Annotated in this window: 14 protein-coding genes; 2 read left to right on the top strand and 12 right to left on the bottom strand. The window is 45.8% G+C overall.

Going from position 1 to position 18,816, the window contains the following annotated elements; all coding sequences use genetic code 11:
• Positions 1-17: 17 nt before the first annotated feature.
• The 9 genes from AB4323_RS11075 to prmB form a co-directional block, all read right to left on the bottom strand.
• Positions 18-1,130 (bottom strand): ABC transporter ATP-binding protein, encoded by a 1,113-nt coding sequence (locus tag AB4323_RS11075; RefSeq protein ID WP_017066148.1) that lies wholly within the window; start codon positions 1,128-1,130, stop codon positions 18-20.
• A 6-nt stretch (positions 1,131-1,136) separates the two neighbouring features.
• Entirely contained in the window at positions 1,137-1,994 is an 858-nt protein-coding gene (locus AB4323_RS11070; protein WP_048613124.1) for a carbohydrate ABC transporter permease, read from the bottom strand.
• Complete coding sequence (locus tag AB4323_RS11065; protein ID WP_017060634.1) at positions 1,991-2,929, bottom strand: carbohydrate ABC transporter permease; 939 nt, start codon at positions 2,927-2,929, stop codon at positions 1,991-1,993. Before AB4323_RS11065 ends, AB4323_RS11070 begins: the two co-directional genes overlap by 4 nt.
• 181 nt (positions 2,930-3,110) lie before the next feature.
• Complete coding sequence (locus tag AB4323_RS11060) at positions 3,111-4,358, bottom strand: ABC transporter substrate-binding protein (RefSeq protein ID WP_017066147.1); 1,248 nt, start codon at positions 4,356-4,358, stop codon at positions 3,111-3,113.
• A 111-nt stretch (positions 4,359-4,469) separates the two neighbouring features.
• Positions 4,470-5,915: an ATP-binding protein gene (locus tag AB4323_RS11055; RefSeq protein WP_372152471.1), complete on the bottom strand. Its 1,446-nt coding sequence runs from the start codon at positions 5,913-5,915 to the stop codon at positions 4,470-4,472.
• 45 nt (positions 5,916-5,960) lie between these two features.
• The gene (locus AB4323_RS11050; protein WP_017076788.1) at positions 5,961-6,689 is read right to left on the bottom strand and encodes a response regulator; all 729 of its coding nucleotides are present in this window, start codon (positions 6,687-6,689) and stop codon (positions 5,961-5,963) included.
• A 159-nt stretch (positions 6,690-6,848) separates the two neighbouring features.
• Positions 6,849-8,306, bottom strand: coding sequence for a protein adenylyltransferase SelO (locus AB4323_RS11045; RefSeq protein ID WP_372152469.1), 1,458 nt, complete (start codon positions 8,304-8,306; stop codon positions 6,849-6,851).
• 535 nt (positions 8,307-8,841) lie between these two features.
• A complete protein-coding gene (locus tag AB4323_RS11040; protein ID WP_017060639.1) occupies positions 8,842-9,483 on the bottom strand; it encodes a LysE family translocator in 642 nt (213 codons plus the stop codon).
• 253 nt (positions 9,484-9,736) lie between these two features.
• Positions 9,737-10,669: a 50S ribosomal protein L3 N(5)-glutamine methyltransferase gene (gene prmB / locus AB4323_RS11035; protein WP_017060640.1), complete on the bottom strand. Its 933-nt coding sequence runs from the start codon at positions 10,667-10,669 to the stop codon at positions 9,737-9,739.
• 62 nt (positions 10,670-10,731) lie between these two features.
• Between prmB and smrB the strand changes: the two genes are divergently transcribed.
• Positions 10,732-11,262, top strand: coding sequence for an endonuclease SmrB (gene smrB / locus AB4323_RS11030; RefSeq protein ID WP_017064096.1), 531 nt, complete (start codon positions 10,732-10,734; stop codon positions 11,260-11,262).
• Positions 11,263-11,373: 111 nt separating this feature from the next.
• Here smrB and sixA read toward each other — a convergent pair whose 3' ends face one another.
• The gene (gene sixA / locus AB4323_RS11025; RefSeq protein ID WP_372152467.1) at positions 11,374-11,838 is read right to left on the bottom strand and encodes a phosphohistidine phosphatase SixA; all 465 of its coding nucleotides are present in this window, start codon (positions 11,836-11,838) and stop codon (positions 11,374-11,376) included.
• A 305-nt stretch (positions 11,839-12,143) separates the two neighbouring features.
• On the opposite strand from sixA, the gene AB4323_RS11020 reads away from it, so the two are divergent.
• Entirely contained in the window at positions 12,144-14,921 is a 2,778-nt protein-coding gene (locus AB4323_RS11020) for an insulinase family protein (protein ID WP_017064099.1), read from the top strand.
• A 303-nt stretch (positions 14,922-15,224) separates the two neighbouring features.
• Here the strand turns inward: AB4323_RS11020 and fadJ are convergent, their stop codons facing one another.
• Positions 15,225-17,441, bottom strand: coding sequence for a fatty acid oxidation complex subunit alpha FadJ (gene fadJ / locus AB4323_RS11015; protein WP_017066142.1), 2,217 nt, complete (start codon positions 17,439-17,441; stop codon positions 15,225-15,227).
• Positions 17,441-18,748, bottom strand: a complete 1,308-nt coding sequence (gene fadI, locus AB4323_RS11010) for an acetyl-CoA C-acyltransferase FadI (RefSeq protein ID WP_017060645.1) — start codon at positions 18,746-18,748, stop codon at positions 17,441-17,443. Before fadI ends, fadJ begins: the two co-directional genes overlap by 1 nt.
• Positions 18,749-18,816 lie beyond the last annotated feature (68 nt).

Below are 18,816 nucleotides of genomic sequence, written 5' to 3'. Positions count from 1 at the left end.
AGCTACTGTCTCAAAAACTAAAAATCAATTCTCGCTTCAGTCTGAGCATCAAAGAATACCGCCTTTGATAAGTCAAAATGCAGCGGCGCCATTTGCCCAACTGACACTTCAAATTCTGGCGACAAGCGACATGCCACTTCTTGGTCGTTCACTTTCACCATCGCAATCGTATCTGGCCCTGTTGGTTCTAGCACTTCTAACTGCAAGTCTAGCTTGGTCGTTGCCGACACATCTTCACTTTCCTGCTCGGTAATATGTTCAGGGCGCAGGCCAATCACCACTTCTTTGCCATCTTGCTCACGCATGCTTTGTGGTAATCGAATGTGGTGCTCTTGCTCAGCTGTACCCGTTACTTTGATGATCGGATTCTGCTCATCATCCAAGTCCACCATGGTCTTAATGAAGTTCATTGATGGTGAGCCCATAAAGCCAGCCACAAACATATTGTTGGGTTTGGTGTAGATCTCTTGCGGTGTGCCGAGCTGCTGCAGCTCGCCATCTTTCATTACTGCGATGCGATCAGCCAGTGTCATTGCCTCGATCTGATCATGGGTTACATAAACGATCGTGGTATTGAGCTTCTGGTGCAAGCGCTTAATCTGATGACGCATCTCAACACGTAGCTTGGCATCCAAGTTCGAAAGCGGCTCATCAAACAGATACAGCTTAGGACGACGAGCTAGAGCGCGTCCCATCGCGACACGTTGACGCTGGCCACCAGAAAGCTGCGATGGTTTACGATCAAGCAGTTGTTCGATTTGTAGCATTTCAGCGACGCGATTCACTTCTGCGTCGATTTCGTCTTGTGGCATCTTGCGGATCTTCAAGCCGAAGGCGATATTGCCGCGTACCGTCATGTTTGGGTAAAGTGCGTACGACTGGAATACCATCGCGATGTCGCGGTCTTTAGGTTCAACCTGGGCCACGTCAACACCATCAATCACGATTTCACCCGAGCTAATATTTTCTAGCCCAGCAATGGTGTTCATTAGGGTGGATTTTCCACACCCCGAAGGGCCGACAAGTATCAAGAACTCCCCCGAATCGATACTGATGTCGATGCCCTTTAACGTTTCGTTGTCCGCGTTGCGATAGGTTTTACGGATCTGTTTTAAATCTAATGTTGCCATGGGTAATTATCCTTTTACTGATCCTGCCGTTAGGCCACGAACAAAATATTTTCCTGCGAAGACATACACCAACAGCGTTGGCAGCGCGGCGATGATCGCGGCAGCCATATCAACGTTGTATTCTTTAACGCCCGTGCTGGTGTTGACTAAGTTATTTAATGCTACGGTGATTGGCTGAGTCTCTGAGCCGGAATACACCACCCCGAACAAGAAATCGTTCCAGATTGCGGTGAACTGCCAGATCACCGTCACCATGATGATAGGCGTAGAGATCGGTAATAAGATCTTGAAGAAAATGGTAAAGAAGCCTGCACCATCCAGTTTTGCTGCTTTGATCAATTCATCCGGAATCGAGATGTAGAAGTTACGGAAAAACAGAGTTGTAAACGCCATGCCGTAGATAACGTGCACAATCACCAAGCCGATGGTTGTGTTCGCTAGCCCCATCTTGCCGAGCATGGTTGCCATTGGTAGTAGCACCACTTGGAACGGAATGAAGCAACCAAACAACAGTAAGCTGAAGAACAGATTCGAGCCTCGGAATTGCCATTTCGTCACTACATAACCATTGAATGCACCGAGCAATGTTGAAATCGCAACCGCAGGAATCACCATTTGGAACGAGTTCCAGAAGTAGCCTTTGATGCCTTCACATTTCACGCCCGTACAGGCGGTATCCCACGCTTTATACCAAGCATCAAACACCCACTCTTTCGGCAAACTCATCAAGTTACCCGCCTTAATGTCTGGCAAAGTTTTGAATGAGGTCAGTACCATTACGAACAGTGGCATTAAATAAACTAAGCAGAAGAAAAGCAGTGCTGAATAGATAAATATTCGAGCAAAATTGATGTTATTCATCATGACTTTTTCTCCCTAAGTTCAGAGTAAAGATAAGGCACGAGAATCGCTAAGATACCAGCAAGCATCATCATGGCACTGGCAGCACCAAGGCCGATTTGTCCACGCGTAAATGAGTGTGCGTACATGAATAGCGCAGGAAGATCCGATGAATAACCTGGGCCACCCGCTGTCATCGCGGTCACAAGGTCGAAACTCTTAATCGCAATGTGTGAGGTGATGATCACCGCGCTGAAAACCACAGGGCGCAAGCAAGGTAGAATGATTTTCAGATAAATAGTGGGTAAGCTTGCCCCATCAATTTGAGCGGCTTTGATGATTGAAGAATCAATGCCACGAAGGCCGGCTAAGAACATCGCCATCACGAAGCCTGACGACTGCCAAAGTGCTGCGATAACCAAGGTATAGACCGACATTTCAGAGTCGACTAACCAATCGAATTTGAAGTCGGTAAAGCCCCAATCTTGCATCAGTTTTTCAATGCCAAGACCCGGATTGAGAATCCATTTCCAAGCGGTACCCGTCACGATGAATGACAAGGCCATTGGGTATAAATAAATGGTACGAATCGCGCCTTCTTGACGGATGTTCTGGTCAAGCAATACCGCCAAACCCACACCCAACAAGATAGCAATCGCCATGAACAGAAAACCAAACACACCGAGGTTGGTGATTGAGGTGATCCAGCGATCGTTGTCCATCAGCTTTTCATATTGAGCTAAACCAACAAAGTTGAAGCTCGGTAAAAATCGAGAATTCGTAAACGACAGCGCCGCCGTCCAGAATATATAGCCGTAGATACACACCACGGTCACTAACGCGGTCGGCGCCAGTACAATCTTGGGTAACCAATGTTGCAACCTGTCAGCAAAGCTAGGCTTGGGCGCAGGCTGGCTCCTTGTGGGTTTTGGAGTCGACTCAGTCAAAACATGCTCCATAACTTATCCTTGTTGCACAATCGAGCCAATGGCTTACCTTTCGGCACCACATCAGCATCACGCATATCAGAATTGGGAGTGAAGAGTAGATAGGCTCCCTACGAGCCTACCCACCCTGGGGGTTTGGTAAAGCAACACAACCCGTCACTCACGTGCGTTGTGTGTCGCTTATCAAGTTATATTAGATAGCCGCTTTCACAGCTTTCGCTAACTTAGCCGCCGCTTGTTTTGGATCGGCATCTTTTTCGTTGAAGAAGTTGGTTACCACGTCGTAAATCGCGCCTTGAGCGTAGCTTGTTGTCGCTAGGCCGTGAGCCATACTCGGAACAAGATCGCCAGATTTCGCACTCGCTTTGAAGGTTGCCATTGAATCCAACGCACATTGGTCGAACTTAGACATGTCCATATCTAGACGTACAGGGATAGAACCCTTGTTAAGGTTGAAGACTTCTTGGAAATCTTTGGTAAGAATGGTTTTCGCTAGGTCTTGCTGCGCTTTTTGGTTCTCTTTGTCACTCAGCTCAAAGAACGCAAAGCTATCGATGTTGAAAGTGAATTGGCCATCAGTGCCCGGTGCTGGTGCACAGATGTAATCTTTACCCGGTACTTTGCCTGCCGCAGTAAATTCACCTTTCGCCCAGTCACCCATGATCTGCATTGCCGCTTCGCCATTGATAACCATCGAAGTTGCTACGTTCCAATCACGACCCGGAGAGTTGCTGTCGATGTAATCACGCATCTTTTTGAACTTGGTGAACACTTCCACCATTTTGTCGCCAGATAACACGTCCATATCCAGATCAACGAACGCTTTGTTGTAATCTTCACTGCCTAGTACATCAAGTGCTACAGCTTCGAATACCGTAGCGTCTTGCCAAGGTTGACCACCGTGAGCCAGTGGAATGAAGCCAGCCGCTTTAATCTTGTCTGCGGCAACAAAGAACTCATCTAACGTAGTTGGAACCGTCACGCCTGATTTTTCTAAAACAACAGGGTTCGCCCAAAGCCAGTTAACACGGTGAACGTTGACAGGAACTGCGACATATTCGCCATCCCACTTCATCACTTTAGTGACCACTTCTGGCAGTAGCTCATCCCATTTTTCTTGTTTCGCAGTTGCATCGAGAGACGTTAGAAAACCTAAACCACCCCACTCTTGAATATCATGACCTTTAATCTGCGCCGCAGATGGAGGATTGCCCGACACTGCTCGAGTTTTCAAAACAGTCATCGCACTTTCACCGCCGCCACCAGCAACAGCGAAATCTTTCCAAGTATGGCCTTGTTCTTCAATCATCTCTTTCAGTACAGCTGCGGATTTCGCTTCGCCACCGGCAGTCCACCAGTGAAGCACTTCCACTTCACCAGCTTGAGAAAATGTTGAGGCAGCAAGAAGAGATAGAGTAAGTAGGGTTTTATTGATTTTCATTATTATCTTCCATGTTTTAGCGGACTCGACGTCCGGTTCAATACAGAGTCTACTTATTCTGATTTGTAAGATTGAAACAAAAGGTAAGCTCAATGTAACACAATTGTTACATTAAACTTCTAGGCCGCGTGGAATATAGACTTTAGCTTCTAAGCCGCCTTGAGGGGAGTTACGAATAATGAGATCTCCGCCGTGTCCGTGTAGGATGTTTCGACAGATTCCAAGCCCTAAACCGTGTCCTTGGTCGTCAGTGGCGAGCCTGAAGTAAGGTTCAAACACCAACTCTAACTTGTCTTCAGGAATACCTTTTCCGTGATCTTGAATAGTCACGATAACCCACACTGAATCACTGTTAATATCGACTTCAGCTGATGTCCCATATTTCACAGCGTTGTCGATAAGATTGGTCAGCACACGTTTAATGGCTAATGGTTTGGCGACTAACGGGTCAACCACAATGGGCTCAAACTCAACCAAGGTTTGATGTTGGTTGTGCAGTTCAATCACGGAGAGCATCATCTCATTGAGGTCGATAATGGCGTTGTTTTCGTGAAGGTCGGTATCTCTTACCGCTTGTAAAGCGCCCTTAACCATCATCTCAAGCTCATCCAAATCCTTATTGAACTTGTCTTTCTTTACTTCGCTTTCCAATAGCTCGGCTCGTAGTCTAAGCCGTGTTATTGGTGTCTTTAAATCATGTGAGATTGCAGAGAAAAGGTGCTCACGGTCGGCAACATAGCGACGAATCCGTTGCTGCATTCGATTAAACGCTCGGGTCGCCGTCACCAGCTCAGTAGCCCCCTCTTCGTTAAGTGGCGGCTGCTGAATATCCATACTCATCTCATTGGCCGCTCTTGCTAATTTTTTAAGAGGGCGTACTTGCCGACGAATCATCAAGTAAGTCAAAACCAAAAGAATGAGGGTCGAGGAAACTAAGAAGATCACCTGTTCTCTGCCGAGAATCGTATCGTCGAGTTTGACGTAAGGCGCAGGCAACAACGCGGCGATATACACCCATTCATGACTGGCTAATTCTATCTGAACAACCAGAATAGGAGGGTTAAGAGGTTCTAAGGTTAAAGTATGATGTGCCCACGATCGTGGGAGATCGCTCAAGTAGATGTCATTTTTAAGCAAACGAAGATGTTCAGGGCGAGAGAAATCAACCCGCACTGATTCGACTTTATTGAGCTTGCTACTCAAAACACTTTCTATAGCTTCAATCGAGGCGGTTTTTAAACGGGTATCAGGGATCGGTTCGACAATCAACGCCTCTTTATTGAAAGAGACGAAAAAGCGCGTACCGCCCATATTGCGGATCTGATCTAATACGATATGACGATATTTGACGGGTAGAGACTGAAAGAAAGTCACCGTCGAGGCAAACATATTGGCCATGCTTTCGGAGGCAGAACGAATCCCTTCCAACTCTTTGTGTTTGGATTCGCTATACCAAATAGACGTTGCGATACCCTGAGCAATCACCACGGCTAACAAGGTCAGTAACAATGTTCTGGCAACCAAAGAGTTTGGCTTTAACCGACTCAACCCGTTCATAGGAAATACTTCATTGCCGAGGTGCTCATTAACATCACTTGATTATCAGTGTTCATACTGAACAGGCACAGCGAGGATATAGCCATTACCGCGCATGGTTTTGATGTAGTGAGGATACTTGCCACTGTCGCCCAATCGGCTTCTCAGACGACTAAGCTGCACATCAATGCCTCGCTCAAAAGGCAACGCTTCACGGCCTCTGGTCGCGAATGAGATAGTGTCACGGTCGAGAACTTCGTTAGGGCGAGTTAAGAACAACATCAACAAAGAAAAGTCGCTGCCTGACAAGTCCATTTCTTCTGAATTTTCATTGTGGGAGATTCGATGCGCTAGTGTATCGAGCGTCCAATCACCAAAAATAATCTGCTTTGGCAGTGCATCACTTGGCTTGTCATCCACCACTTGAACACGGCGTAGTAGTGCTTTGATACGAGCCATTAATTGGCGCGGACTAAACGGCTTGGCAATGTAATCATCGGCACCAATTTCTAAACCAATAATTTGATCGGTTTCATCCGATACCGCTGTAAGCATGATGATTGGCACATTAGATTGCTTTCGAACTCGCTGACACAAGGTAAAACCATCGTCACCGGGGAGCATAACATCGAGCAGAATCAGGTCTGGATAACCTTGGCTTTGCAGGTGGGTTTCTAATTCAACACCGTCTCCAACAGAAGAGACATCGAAACCCGATTTTGTAAGGTACTCTTCCAGCAGCTCGCGGATTTCTTGATCATCATCCACCACGAGAATTCGAGTATTTGTTGGCATCGCCCAAACCTATTAAATTTACAACTTATTCACATAGTGTATAGGCTGGCCGATTGTTTGATTATTGACATGTTTGTAAAGTTAGAAGAACAAACAGATAAAGATCACAACTTAGTGACCTCTATCTGAATCTTTAGGGCTTAATCCGCTATTGGTTGGTTATGAAGAGCAGCTGATCTCCATGGCTTTACCCCACTCAGGAGGTAAAGCCGCAAGGTGCTCATAATCCGGGTGTTCCGCGTAAGGGTCTGCCAGTACCACCATCAAAGCATCAATGTCGCTGCTATCACCGCGCTCTGCTTTGTCTATCGCCAGTTGAGCTAGGTAGTTTCTGAGGATGAATTTCGGGTTTGCCTGCCTCATCTTTTCGCAGCGCTCTGCCACTGAGCTCTCTTCCAGTTCACAGCGTTGTAAGTAGTTATCTACCCACAGCTTTGCTGCCTCTCGGTCGATAACCAAATCAATCACTTCTTGCGGCTGCAAGGTATCCAAATTCGACAACGTTCTAAAAAATCTTGGGTAGTCGACTTTGTTTTGCGACATCAGCTCGAACATAGATTCAAACAAACGACTGTCACCTTCTTGTTTCGAAAGTAGCCCCAACTTACGACGCATCATCTGACTAAAGTAACCGTTCATTTGCGGTTCGTACTGCTCTAAAGCCGCCTCTAAGTCGGCCTTATCCACCAGCGGAGAAAGTGAGTGAGCCAGTGCCGACAGGTTCCAAAGCCCTATTCTTGGCTGCTGGTTAAAAGCATAACGACCTTGGTAATCCGAGTGATTACAGATCAATCTTGGGTCATATTCATCAAGAAACGCGAACGGACCATAATCGAAAGTTTGCCCGATGATCGACATGTTATCGGTGTTCATCACGCCATGAGCAAAACCATTCGCTTGCCACAACGCAATCATCTCCGCGGTACGGTCAACAATCTGATTAAACATAGCAGCGTAAGGTTTCTCTTCATCGAGACACTCAGGGAAGTGCCATTCAATGACTTTATCGGCCAGCAACTTATGCTCAGCCAACTGATTGGTATAAAACAGATGCTCAAAGTGACCGAAACGGATGTGTGATTCGGCAGCACGCACCAACAATGCGCCCCACTCTTGCTTCTCTCGATATACCGGTGTGTCGCTGGTCATCATAGCCAACGCGCGAGTGGTTGGGATATTGAGCCCTGCCATCGCTTCGCTACATAAGTACTCACGAACGGTTGATCGAATAACAGCGCGTCCATCGCCCATACGTGAATAGGGCGTTTTACCGGCACCTTTAAGGTGTAAATCGAACGTTTCGCCACTTTTCGCGACAATTTGAGCTAATAACAGCCCTCTTCCATCACCTAAATCAGGGTTATAAGCACCAAACTGATGGCCTGCGTATTTCATCGATAACGGAGAAAATTGCTCTGGTTCCACATTGCCAGACAAGGTATCTAGCAATTCTTCTGAAGCGCTCTCAAATGACGGAAAGCCAAGGTCAGTTGCAAGGGTTTGATTCCAGGCGAGCCATTGGACATTGCTTAACGGAGTTGGTTGGATTGGGGTATAGAACAGTCGAGGTAATGCAGTAAATCGATTGTTAAATGAAATAGAATCCCAGACAGACATGAGAGATACACTGTAGATAAAAGATAACTTAAGATTATCACAGTTTCGTAACAACTTCAGAAGTGCGATGGCGCTTGTTTATAGAGGTAAGGTGATAAACCATTCCACAGGAAGAAAGTGGTGACTAGGAGTAAATTACTGGGGGATGCTTGCTAGAAGAAGATGACTAAGAAAAAGTTAAGTGGCTAGCCTGATGAGAAAAGCCACATTTATAAGAGAAAGAGTTCTGACTTTGAAGACTTTTTAACAAGTGATTTCATAATAAAAACTAAAACTATAGAGCCATGAAGCTGACTACATTAGAGCAAGAATACCCACTAGAGAAAGGGTAGAGAAAATCCAAGTACGACTGATTACGCCAAAGTTACTGTGTTGAATCATTTCTTGATGCTGCATATGTCTCTCCTTGAGAACGTGATGGTGTAACTACAATATATCGGCTTTTCGCCAAAAGCAGCAAGCACATTAATATTAACCTTTTATGACAGCATCAAGAATATTCTGTAACCATTCACCTCTCTGATAAAACAGAAAGTTATGCTCGACTGGTCGTCGAAAGCAGTGCGCCAGCCCCAATAAAGACACCTCCAGTGACACGATTAAAGACCTTGGCTCGACCTTTCGCAAACAACCAATTTGACGACTTCGCCCCCAAGTAGGCATACACCAATAACCAAGACAATTCCATCACTGCGAAGGTAAAAGCAAACACGGTAAACTGTGGTAATAGCGCAATTGAGGGATCAATAAACTGTGGGAAAAGTGCAGTAAAAAACAAGATAGCTTTGGGGTTACTCGCGCCAACAATAAAGCCACTTAAGTAATGCTGCGCAGCGCTTTCTTTGACAGATTGAGCACCGCCTTGTTGATCCGATAACTTGTCATAATCTTGTTGGCTAGAGCGCAGAGACTTCCAACCGAGGAAGATCAGATAAGCTGCACCAGTCCATTTTATGACATTAAATACCACTTCAGACGAAGCAATAATTACCCCTAGCCCGGTAAACGATAAAGTTAAAATACCAGTAATCGCAGTTAAGCTCCCCAAGGCAGTAAATATCGATAATTTAAAGCCAGATTGCACACCTTTGGTCATGCACAATAAAGAACTTGGGCCTGGTGATGCCGTTAAAATTAGCACCGCTAATAAATAATAAATCCATGTATCAAAGCTCATCGTGAATCCTCCTTAACTCACTAAAACGACTAAATATTAAACACCAATATGTAATAAGCCCTCATATTAATCAACTAAATATTGCGCTTAACGTCTTCGATATAAATGCAAACATCTTTAATCTAGGCAATAAAAAACGCCATGCATTGCTGCATGGCGTTTAAATAAAAACGTTTCAAATCGAACGTCTTACTAGATGTCAGGTTCTAAGCTTACAGCCCTAAGATAGGGGCACTAACCTAATAATTGAAACCTAGTCTTTGTAGATAGAGAACTCATCAGCGCAAGCAACAAGCTGCTCACGAGTGATCATGAATACGCCATGACCACCGTTAGAGAATTCAATCCAAGTGAATGGAATCTCTGGGTACTGATCCATCATATGAACCATTGAGTTACCAACTTCACAGATAAGAATACCGTCGTCAGTTAGGTAGTCTGGTGCATTAGCTAAGATGCGACGAACCAATTTCAGACCGTCTGTACCCGCTGCTAGGCCAAGTTCTGGCTCGTGAGTAAACTCATCTGGCAGGCTGTTCATATCTTCTTCGTCCACGTAAGGTGGGTTAGATACGATCAGGTTGTATTTCTCTTTTGGCAAATCACGGAAAAGATCTGAACGGATTGGGAACACTTGCTGCTCCATGCCGTGATCTTGAACGTTCTGCTCTGCAACTTGCAATGCGTCAGTAGAGATATCAATCGCATCTACTTCAGCGTCTGGGAATGCGTGAGCACAAGCAATAGCGATACAACCACTACCCGTACACATATCCATGATGCGAGTTGGCTCTTCAGTTAACCAAGGTTGGAATTGAGCTTCGATCAGCTCACCAATTGGAGAACGAGGCACAAGAACGCGCTCATCAACGAAGAACTCAAGACCACAGAACCAAGCTTTGTTGGTTAGGTAAGCCGTTGGTGTACGATCATTAATACGCTTGATTACGCGCTCAACAATACGTAGACGTTCGCTGCTCGTTAGACGAGAGTTCATCACATGCGAAGGAACATCAATCGGCAGATAAAGAGTAGGTAAGATAAGTTGTACTGCCTCATCCCACGCGTTATCAGTGCCGTGACCATAAAATAGGCCCGCTGCGTTAAAGCGGCTAACAGTCCAACGAATCACATCTTGAAGCGTGTGTAGTTCTGATACCGCTTCTTCTACAAAAATCTTATCCAAAATTGTCTCCGAAAAGCGCTACAATACTGCTAATTACGTTTCTAATTAGAATTCATAACCTGATGAGCAAAAAAGACACCGACTTCGATGACGATTTCGCCCTGTTCAACGATGCAGTAAAGGGCGTTAAAAAGTTGCAACAGGATACCATAGTCCAGCAGCCAAAAAGAAATGCCAAGCAAAAAGAAATTACTCGAACGGCAAGACAAGCCAGTGATAGCGAGTTTTATTTCTCGGATGAGTTCATTCCGCATCTTAGCGAAGACGGTCCGACGCGTTATGCGCGTGATGATGTCTCTAAATATGAGGTCAAGCGCCTCCGTCGTGGTGTCTACGTGCCTGACGTGTATCTCGATATGCATGGTATGACTCAACAAGAAGCCAAACGTGAGCTTGGCGCGATGATTGCGCACTGCGTGAAAGAGAGCGTGGCGTGTGCCTGTGTTCAACACGGTATCGGTAAACACATCCTTAAACAGAAGGTGCCTTTGTGGTTAGCACAGCACCCAGACGTGATGGCTTTCCACCAAGCACCGTTAGAGTTTGGCGGCAATGGCGCGCTGTTAGTCTTGCTTTCGGTTCCTGAGAAGTAATTCTGGTTAACAAACTCTCTCTCACCAAAAAACAACAAAGGGCATCCCAATCATATTGAGATGCCCTTTCTAATTGTCTGCAACTTTGTCATCAAACAGAGCTCAACGAGCTTATGGATTGATGTTCCAAAGCAACTCACCTTTTTGTGTCTCAAGGTTGAAGTCGATACACGCTAGGCCCGAAGTGGGAAACATAGGCGGCGCCATGCCTGTTGCAAACTCTGCAGTTAGGTAGCCAACTAGAGGTAAATGAGAAACAAATAAAATGGTCTCTAGTTTTTCTACTTCAGTCATTGCTAAGGTCAAATCAAACACATCGTCGGACATTCCATAAGGCGTAATATCATCACAGGTTTCTACTTTCTTTCCAGAAAACGCCTGAGAGATCTCTAACCACGTTTCTTGTGCCCTTAAATATGGGCTCACCAGCACTTTATCGAATTGACTAATCCCCTGCTCATTTGCAGCTTGTGCCACGGCAAGAGAAGCCATTTTCCCGCGCTTGGTCAACGCTCTTTCTGCATCCGAGTTGGCAAAATGTTCTGCTTCACCGTGGCGCATAATGAATATTTTCATGTTCAATCCTGTCTTCGTAACATGTCGAAAGTCGATATATCCCATATATCAGCGAAACGCTACTTAGGTTTGGCTCTCAATCCAGAGAAACCGCAGTCAATATAAATAATTATATCAAGTCACTTGCCAAAGAGTTCGACTTTCTTAACAATCTTGTTAAAAGAAAATAAATTACTGATAAAAATCGATAAAAGTGATTTAGAAATCGCCAAAAAGCACTTCATATCCCAAAATATGATCACAAGGTTTGCACGCCGAATCATCGGGTACATAATTTAAAAACCACCTTCTCTGGAGATGCTCCTGTGCACTTAAGCCCAAATGATGAACATCAATACCGCTACATAACCTTAAATAACGGGTTACGTGTACTGTTAGTTCAGGATCAAAATGCTCAAAAAGCAGCAGCCGCATTAGCCGTCAATGTGGGGCATTTTGATGACCCTACAGACCGAGAGGGTTTAGCTCACTACTTAGAGCATATGCTATTTTTGGGAACTGAAAAGTATCCAAAGGTCGGAGAGTTCCAAAGTTTTATCAGCCAGCATGGCGGTAGCAACAACGCTTGGACAGGAACAGAGCACACCTGCTTCTTTTTTGATGTTGAATTGAATGCCTTTGAAACCGCACTCGATCGCTTCAGCCAATTTTTTACCGCTCCCCTTTTCAACGAAGAAGCGTTAGACAAAGAACGCCAAGCCGTTGACTCCGAATACAAGATGAAACTCAACGACGACTCACGACGCTTGTACCAAGTTACCAAAGAACTGGTGAATCACAATCACCCATTCTCGAAGTTTTCTGTCGGTAATATCGATACGTTGGGCGACAGAAACGGCGAGACGATTCGACAAGAGATTTTAGCTTTCCACCAGCAACAATACTCTGCTGACTTAATGACCCTGACACTGTCTGGCAATCAGTCGTTAGATGAGATGCAAAGCTGGGTTGAGGATCGCTTTAGCTCAATCACCAATCACAACCTACAAGGCAAAAAGGTTGAAGTTCCGATTGTCGGCGAGTTGAGCACAGGCGTACAAGTGCGTGTTGAGCCAATTAAAGAAGTACGCAAACTGATCTTAACCTTCCCTATGCCCAGTATGGACGAACACTACGGCGTTAAGCCATTGTCGTTCTTTGCCCATCTTTTAGGTTACGAAGGTGAAGGTAGTTTGATGATGCAACTCAAAGAGAAAGGCTGGATAACATCTCTCTCTGCAGGTGGTGGCGCGAGTGGCAGTAACTACCGTGATTTCACAGTCAGTTGCTCATTGACCATAGAAGGTTTAACCAAAACCGATAACATCATCCAAGCGATATTTCAGTACATCAAGTTAGTCGAACAACAAGGCATAGAAGAGTGGCGCTACCTAGAAAAACGCGCCGTTTTAGAGTCTGCTTTCCGCTTTCAAGAGCCAGCAAGACCGCTTGATGTCGTCAGCCACCTCGTCATCAACATGCAGCACTACCAAGAGCAAGATGTGGTGTATGGCGATTACAAAATGTCGCATTTCGATGACGAATTACAGCGTTCTTTGCTGCCTTACTTAACCGTAGACAACATGCGAGCGACCATTGTTGCTCAGGGATTCGAGTATGACAGGGAAGCGAAGTGGTACTTTACGCCCTACTCGGTCACACCTTTTAGCGCTGAACAAGTTCAATGCTTTACGTGCATTAACCCCGGTTGGCAGTTTGAACTCCCAAGCAAAAACCCGTTTATTTGCTACGATCTAGACCCGACTGAACTGGAAGGTGACGCTAAGTTCCCACAACTGTTAGAAGAGCTCGATGGCTTTAAGCTATGGCATCTGCAAGACCATCAATTCCGGGTGCCAAAAGGTGTGGTGTATGTTGCTATCGATAGCCCGCACTCAGTCGCTAGCCCAAGAAATATCGTTAAAACACGCTTGTGTGTAGAAATGTTCTTAGACTCACTCGAAAAAGATACGTATCAGGCTGAAATCGCCGGAATGGGCTACAACATGTACACCCATCAGGGCGGTGTAACGCTCACTCTGTCCGGGTTTAGCGAGAAACAGCCACAACTGCTCAATATGATTCTTGAACGTTTCCAAGCACGCGACTTTAGTCCAACACGCTTCGAAACCATCAAGCATCAATTGCTCAGAAACTGGAACAACGCGTCGCAAGATCGCCCTATTTCGCAGTTGTTTAATGCAATGACTGGGATACTTCAACCAAATAACCCGCCTTATTCCGTGTTAATTGAAGCCCTAGAAACGATAGAGGTCGATGAGCTCTCCTCTTTTGTTCAAGCAATCTTGGCGGAACTTCATGTTGAGATGTTTGTGTATGGCGACTGGAAAAAAGCCGATGCACACAAGATGGCTGAAACGCTAAAAGATGCACTGCGTGTTCAAGATCAGGCTTACGAAGAATCACTGCGTCCGCTCATCATGCTCGGTGAAAACGGCAGCTTCCAACGTGAAGTGGTGTGTAACCAAGATGATTCAGCAATTGTGGTTTATTACCAATGCCCTGATATTTCACCTAAAAATATCGCGCTGTATTCATTGGCAAACCATTTGATGTCGGCCACTTTCTTCCATGAGATACGAACCAAGCAGCAGCTAGGTTACATGGTCGGTACTGGCAATATGCCGCTCAACCGACACCCTGGTATTGTGTTGTATGTGCAATCACCGAATGCCGCCCCTGCTGACTTGTTAGCTTCAATAGATGAGTTCCTCAATGCCTTTTACATGGTGCTGTTGGAGCTTAACGACTATCAATGGCACAGCAGTAAGCGCGGTCTCTGGAATCAGATTTCGACACCAGATACGACTTTGCGAGGGCGAGCTCAGCGCTTATGGGTTGCGATAGGCAATAAGGATGTTGAGTTCAACCAGAGAGAGCGCGTATTGGAAGACCTTAAGGGGTTAACTCGCTCAGACATGATGCGTTTTGTGGTTAGCCAGCTAAAACCACGCACGGCAAATCGCCTGATTATGCATGCTCACGGTAATGCTCATAATGAGGAAGAGAAGCTGTCAGCAGGTGTTGAAATTGGCTCTATTGATGAGTTTCAGTTACGCCCGAAAGATACTGAGCTAGGCTGATAAAGCTGGAATGAAAATCATAAGGTTGATGTGAAAGCATCAACCTTTTTTATTGGATGCAGCCCAAAAGCAGATCTCCTATTACGCTCCTTCGTCGCTTTAGGAGATGACGGTAGTTTTGATTGACGTGTGTTTGACCACCTTTCTAATCAACGCAATAACTTACTTTTTATCTCTCAATCATCATTCCCGAGAAGGAGGAACGACTGAGTCGGGAATCTCATTCCTTTCACACTCGTTCATAAAACAGAAAAGCCCGCATCAATTGCTTGATACAGGCTTCTTAATCAATGAGTTAGAGAGTTACTTGTAGAAAGACTCACCCAATCCAGCACGTGTCAGTAGGCCATCACATGGCGCGAAACGATCACCGTACTTCTTAGCGAAATCGTTCATCATCTCAACCAGTGACTTAATGCCGATTTGATCCATATAACGGAACGGACCACCTAGGAATGGCGGGAAACCGATACCGAAAATCGCACCGATATCACCATCACGAGGGCTGCGGATAATGCCGTCGTCTAGACAACGAACCGCTTCGTTTAGCATAGGTAACACACAGCGCATCGCGATATCGTTATCGCTCAACTTAGGATCTGGTTGCAGCTTAAGCAGCTTGTAAACTGACTTATCCACTTCCTTCTTCTTGCCTTTGTAAGTGTAGAAACCTTTACCACTCTTGCGGCCTTTACGATTGTCATTCAAAAGAATATCGAACACATCAGGACCTTGGAAACGATCGCCAAGCTCATTCACTAAAATCGGAATGATCTTCGCACCGATATCAACACCCACCTCATCTAATAAAGTGATAGGACCAACCGGGAAACCGAAGTCCAATAACGTGCTGTCGAGCTTTTCAATCGGCTCGTTCGCTAGCAGTAAATGCGCTGCTTCGTTCATGTACGGAGCAAGAATACGGTTCACATAAAAACCAGCCGTGTCTTTCACAACAATCGGCGTTTTACCTTGCTTCTTCGCTAATGCAACAACCGTAGAAATCGTCTCTTCTGACGTAGTTTCATGAGGGATAACTTCTACTAGCGGCATTTTTTCGGCTGGGCTGAAGTAGTGAAGACCGACCACGTTTTCTGGTCGCTGCGCCTTCTCCGCAATCTTATGGATCGGCAATGAAGACGTATTCGTCGCGAAAATAGTCTCTGGCTTGGCATTGGCTTCGATGTCCGCAACCATTGACTGCTTAAGGTCGAGGTCTTCAAATACCGCTTCAATCACCACATCGGTGTGATTAAAGCTCGTAAAGTCGATACCACCAGACAGTTGAAGCATCTTACTTTCAAGGCCCGCTCGGCTCAGAATGCGACGCTTACGCTGCTTATCGAACAACTTGAAGTTGTAGTTAAGCGCGTTCAGTACACCTTCATTTGATACGTCTTTAATGCGTACAGGCACTTTCGCCTTAGCAACACTGACATGGCTGATGCCTGCGCCCATAAGACCACCGCCTAGCACACCAACACGCTTAACCGCTTTGGGTTCTGCGTCTGCGCCGTGTTCTTTTTTCATTTCCGTGGTTGCAAAGAAAATCGAACGAAGGGCTTTAGACTCTGAAGTCATAACCAGTTCTGAGAAACGCTTCGCTTCATACTGAAGACCTTTATCAAAGCCGTTCTCAAGGCCATAACGAATCACGTCTAAAATCGCATCCGCTGCTGGGTAATTGCCGCGTGTTTTCTGATTGGTCTTCTTAGAAGCTTGTTCAAAAATCACTTTACGACCAAGGCCGTTACGTGAAATCAGCTTTTCTTTGGTCGACGCTTGGCTTTTCGACGCAAGGCGCTTACCTTTTTTACTGCCCGTATTCTTTTCAACAAAGCTTTTAGCGACTTCAAGCAGGATAGTTTCAGGCACACAAGCATCGACAACACCGAGCGATTTCGCTTTCTTAGCGCGCAGTTGCTTACCCGTAAGGATTAGGTCAAGAGATGGCAACAAACCAATAAGGCGAGGTAGACGCTGTGTACCGCCAGAGCCTGGTAACAGACCTAACTGTACTTCTGGCAGACCAACGCGAGTCTTATCTGAATCGGTACATACACGGTAATCACACGCCAGTGCAAGCTCTAAACCACCACCTAAACATGGGCCGTGAATCGCTGCGACTACTGGGTACGGTAGTTCAGAAAGCGTTTGGAACATCTCCTGCCCTTGGCGAGCCAGAGACTGTGCTTCGTCAGCCGTTTTACACGCATCAAGCATTCTTACATCAGCACCAGCGATAAAGTTATCTGGCTTAAGAGAATGAACGATTAGGCCCTTAACTCGGCTTTGCTTTTCTTTGAGTTGCTCGAAGATGGCTTTCATTTCTTCAGCAAAAGCCGCTTGCAGCGTGTTCATTTTCTCGTTTGGTACATCAATCGCTAACCAAGCAATATCTTGCTCATCGATATTGAGAGTAAATGCTGTCGCTTTCTTTTTGGTTGATTCAGTCGCAGAGGTTGAATCTGGTTGAGCGACTGTTTCTTTTTTTGTTGTTGCATCAAGAGTCGTAGACATTATTCTACCTCCAAGATCATTGCTGCACCTAAACCACCAGCCGCACACGCTGTGTTCAGTGCCAAGCCGCCACCGCGACGTTTCAGTTCACGTAATGTTTGAGTCATCATGCGTGCGCCAGTCGCTGCAAACGGATGTCCGTAAGCAATCGAGCTACCCAGCACGTTGAACTTCTCCATATCAATCTCACCGATCGCTTTATCGCGGCCAAGATTCTTCTGTGCAAACTCATCGCTTGCGAACATTTTCACGTTAGCCAAAACTTGGGCAGCGAATGCTTCGTGCATTTCGATCAGTGTTAGGTCTGACAACTCTAAACCGGTGTTCTTTAATACTTGTGAGGTCGCGTAAGTCGGGCCCATCAGCATATCTGTTTCAACACCAATCGCTGAGAACGCATAACCACGAATATAACCAAGCACTTCTAAGCCTAGTTCTTTCGCTTTACCTTCGCGCATCAACATCACTGCTGCACCGCCATCGGTAAGAGGCGTAGCATTGGCTGCCGTTACACTGCCGTACTTTCTATCAAAAGCAGGACGCAGCTTAGCGTAACCTTCAACCGTTGAGTCGTGGCGAATGTTGTTGTCTTCCGCTAGATACTTTTTGTAAGGCGCCGGGAATGCAGTCATCACTTCGTCTTTAATCTTGCCTTCTTTCCATGCCTGAGAAGCCAAAGAGTGAGAACGGTGAGCAAGTGCGTCTTGAGCTTCGCGAGTAATACCATGCGTCTTAGCCATTTGCTCAGCCGTTTGTCCCATGGATAAACCGGTCGAGTACTCTGCAACTGCAGGTGGTACTGGCATCAAATCTTTTACGGAAAGCGTTTTAAGAATCTTCAGCTTTTGACCCATAGTTTTCGTTTTACTCAGCGCTAATAGATTTGCCGCTAACTTTTTCGAAACACCGATAGGCAATACAGAAGAAGAGTCCGCACCGCCCGCAATACCGATATCAATCGTGCCAGCCATAATGCTTTCGGTCACGTTAACTGCCGCTTGGAAGCTGGTCGCACATGCTCGTGTGACACTGTAGGCATCGGTATTGATGTTCATGCCTGTGCCCAACACGATTTCACGCGCAATGTTCGGCGCTTCTGGCATTTGCACTACTTGGCCGAACACAACTTGTTCGATAAGCGCAGGATCGACATCCGTTCTTGCAAGCATTTCGCTCACAACCATTTTGCCTAGGTCAACCGCAGGCACTTGGCTAAATTCTGTGCTCTGACGAGCAAATGGGGTTCGTAATCCAGCGACAACGGCAACACGTTCTCCAGAACGCGTTTTGACTTCCTGTTTGCCCATGGTTTCTCCTTAAAGTTAAGAGGTCTGACCTGAAGCATTGTAAAGAAGTTGTTAATTAAATCAAACGA

It is taken from the genome of Vibrio sp. 10N.261.52.C11 (genome assembly GCF_041471405.1).
GTDB classification, from domain to species: Bacteria; Pseudomonadota; Gammaproteobacteria; order Enterobacterales; family Vibrionaceae; genus Vibrio; species Vibrio crassostreae_C.
The sequence above is the reverse complement of the archived record's forward strand: the minus strand, read 5'-3'. Positions and strand labels throughout refer to the sequence as shown.

What these genes read in the sequence shown, in the direction of transcription:
- AB4323_RS11055 (WP_372152471.1), bottom strand. Translation starts at nt 5,915, where the DNA reads ATGAACGGGTTGAGTCGGTTAAAGCCAAACTCTTTGGTTGCCAGAACA.
- AB4323_RS11065 (WP_017060634.1), bottom strand. Translation starts at nt 2,929, where the DNA reads ATGGAGCATGTTTTGACTGAGTCGACTCCAAAACCCACAAGGAGCCAG.
- AB4323_RS11075 (WP_017066148.1), bottom strand. Translation starts at nt 1,130, where the DNA reads ATGGCAACATTAGATTTAAAACAGATCCGTAAAACCTATCGCAACGCG.
- AB4323_RS11050 (WP_017076788.1), bottom strand. Translation starts at nt 6,689, where the DNA reads ATGCCAACAAATACTCGAATTCTCGTGGTGGATGATGATCAAGAAATC.
- sixA (WP_372152467.1), bottom strand. Translation starts at nt 11,838, where the DNA reads ATGAAAATATTCATTATGCGCCACGGTGAAGCAGAACATTTTGCCAAC.
- fadI (WP_017060645.1), bottom strand. Translation starts at nt 18,748, where the DNA reads ATGGGCAAACAGGAAGTCAAAACGCGTTCTGGAGAACGTGTTGCCGTT.
- AB4323_RS11070 (WP_048613124.1), bottom strand. Translation starts at nt 1,994, where the DNA reads ATGATGAATAACATCAATTTTGCTCGAATATTTATCTATTCAGCACTG.
- AB4323_RS11060 (WP_017066147.1), bottom strand. Translation starts at nt 4,358, where the DNA reads ATGAAAATCAATAAAACCCTACTTACTCTATCTCTTCTTGCTGCCTCA.
- AB4323_RS11040 (WP_017060639.1), bottom strand. Translation starts at nt 9,483, where the DNA reads ATGAGCTTTGATACATGGATTTATTATTTATTAGCGGTGCTAATTTTA.
- fadJ (WP_017066142.1), bottom strand. Translation starts at nt 17,441, where the DNA reads ATGTCTACGACTCTTGATGCAACAACAAAAAAAGAAACAGTCGCTCAA.
- smrB (WP_017064096.1), top strand. Translation starts at nt 10,732, where the DNA reads ATGAGCAAAAAAGACACCGACTTCGATGACGATTTCGCCCTGTTCAAC.
- AB4323_RS11045 (WP_372152469.1), bottom strand. Translation starts at nt 8,306, where the DNA reads ATGTCTGTCTGGGATTCTATTTCATTTAACAATCGATTTACTGCATTA.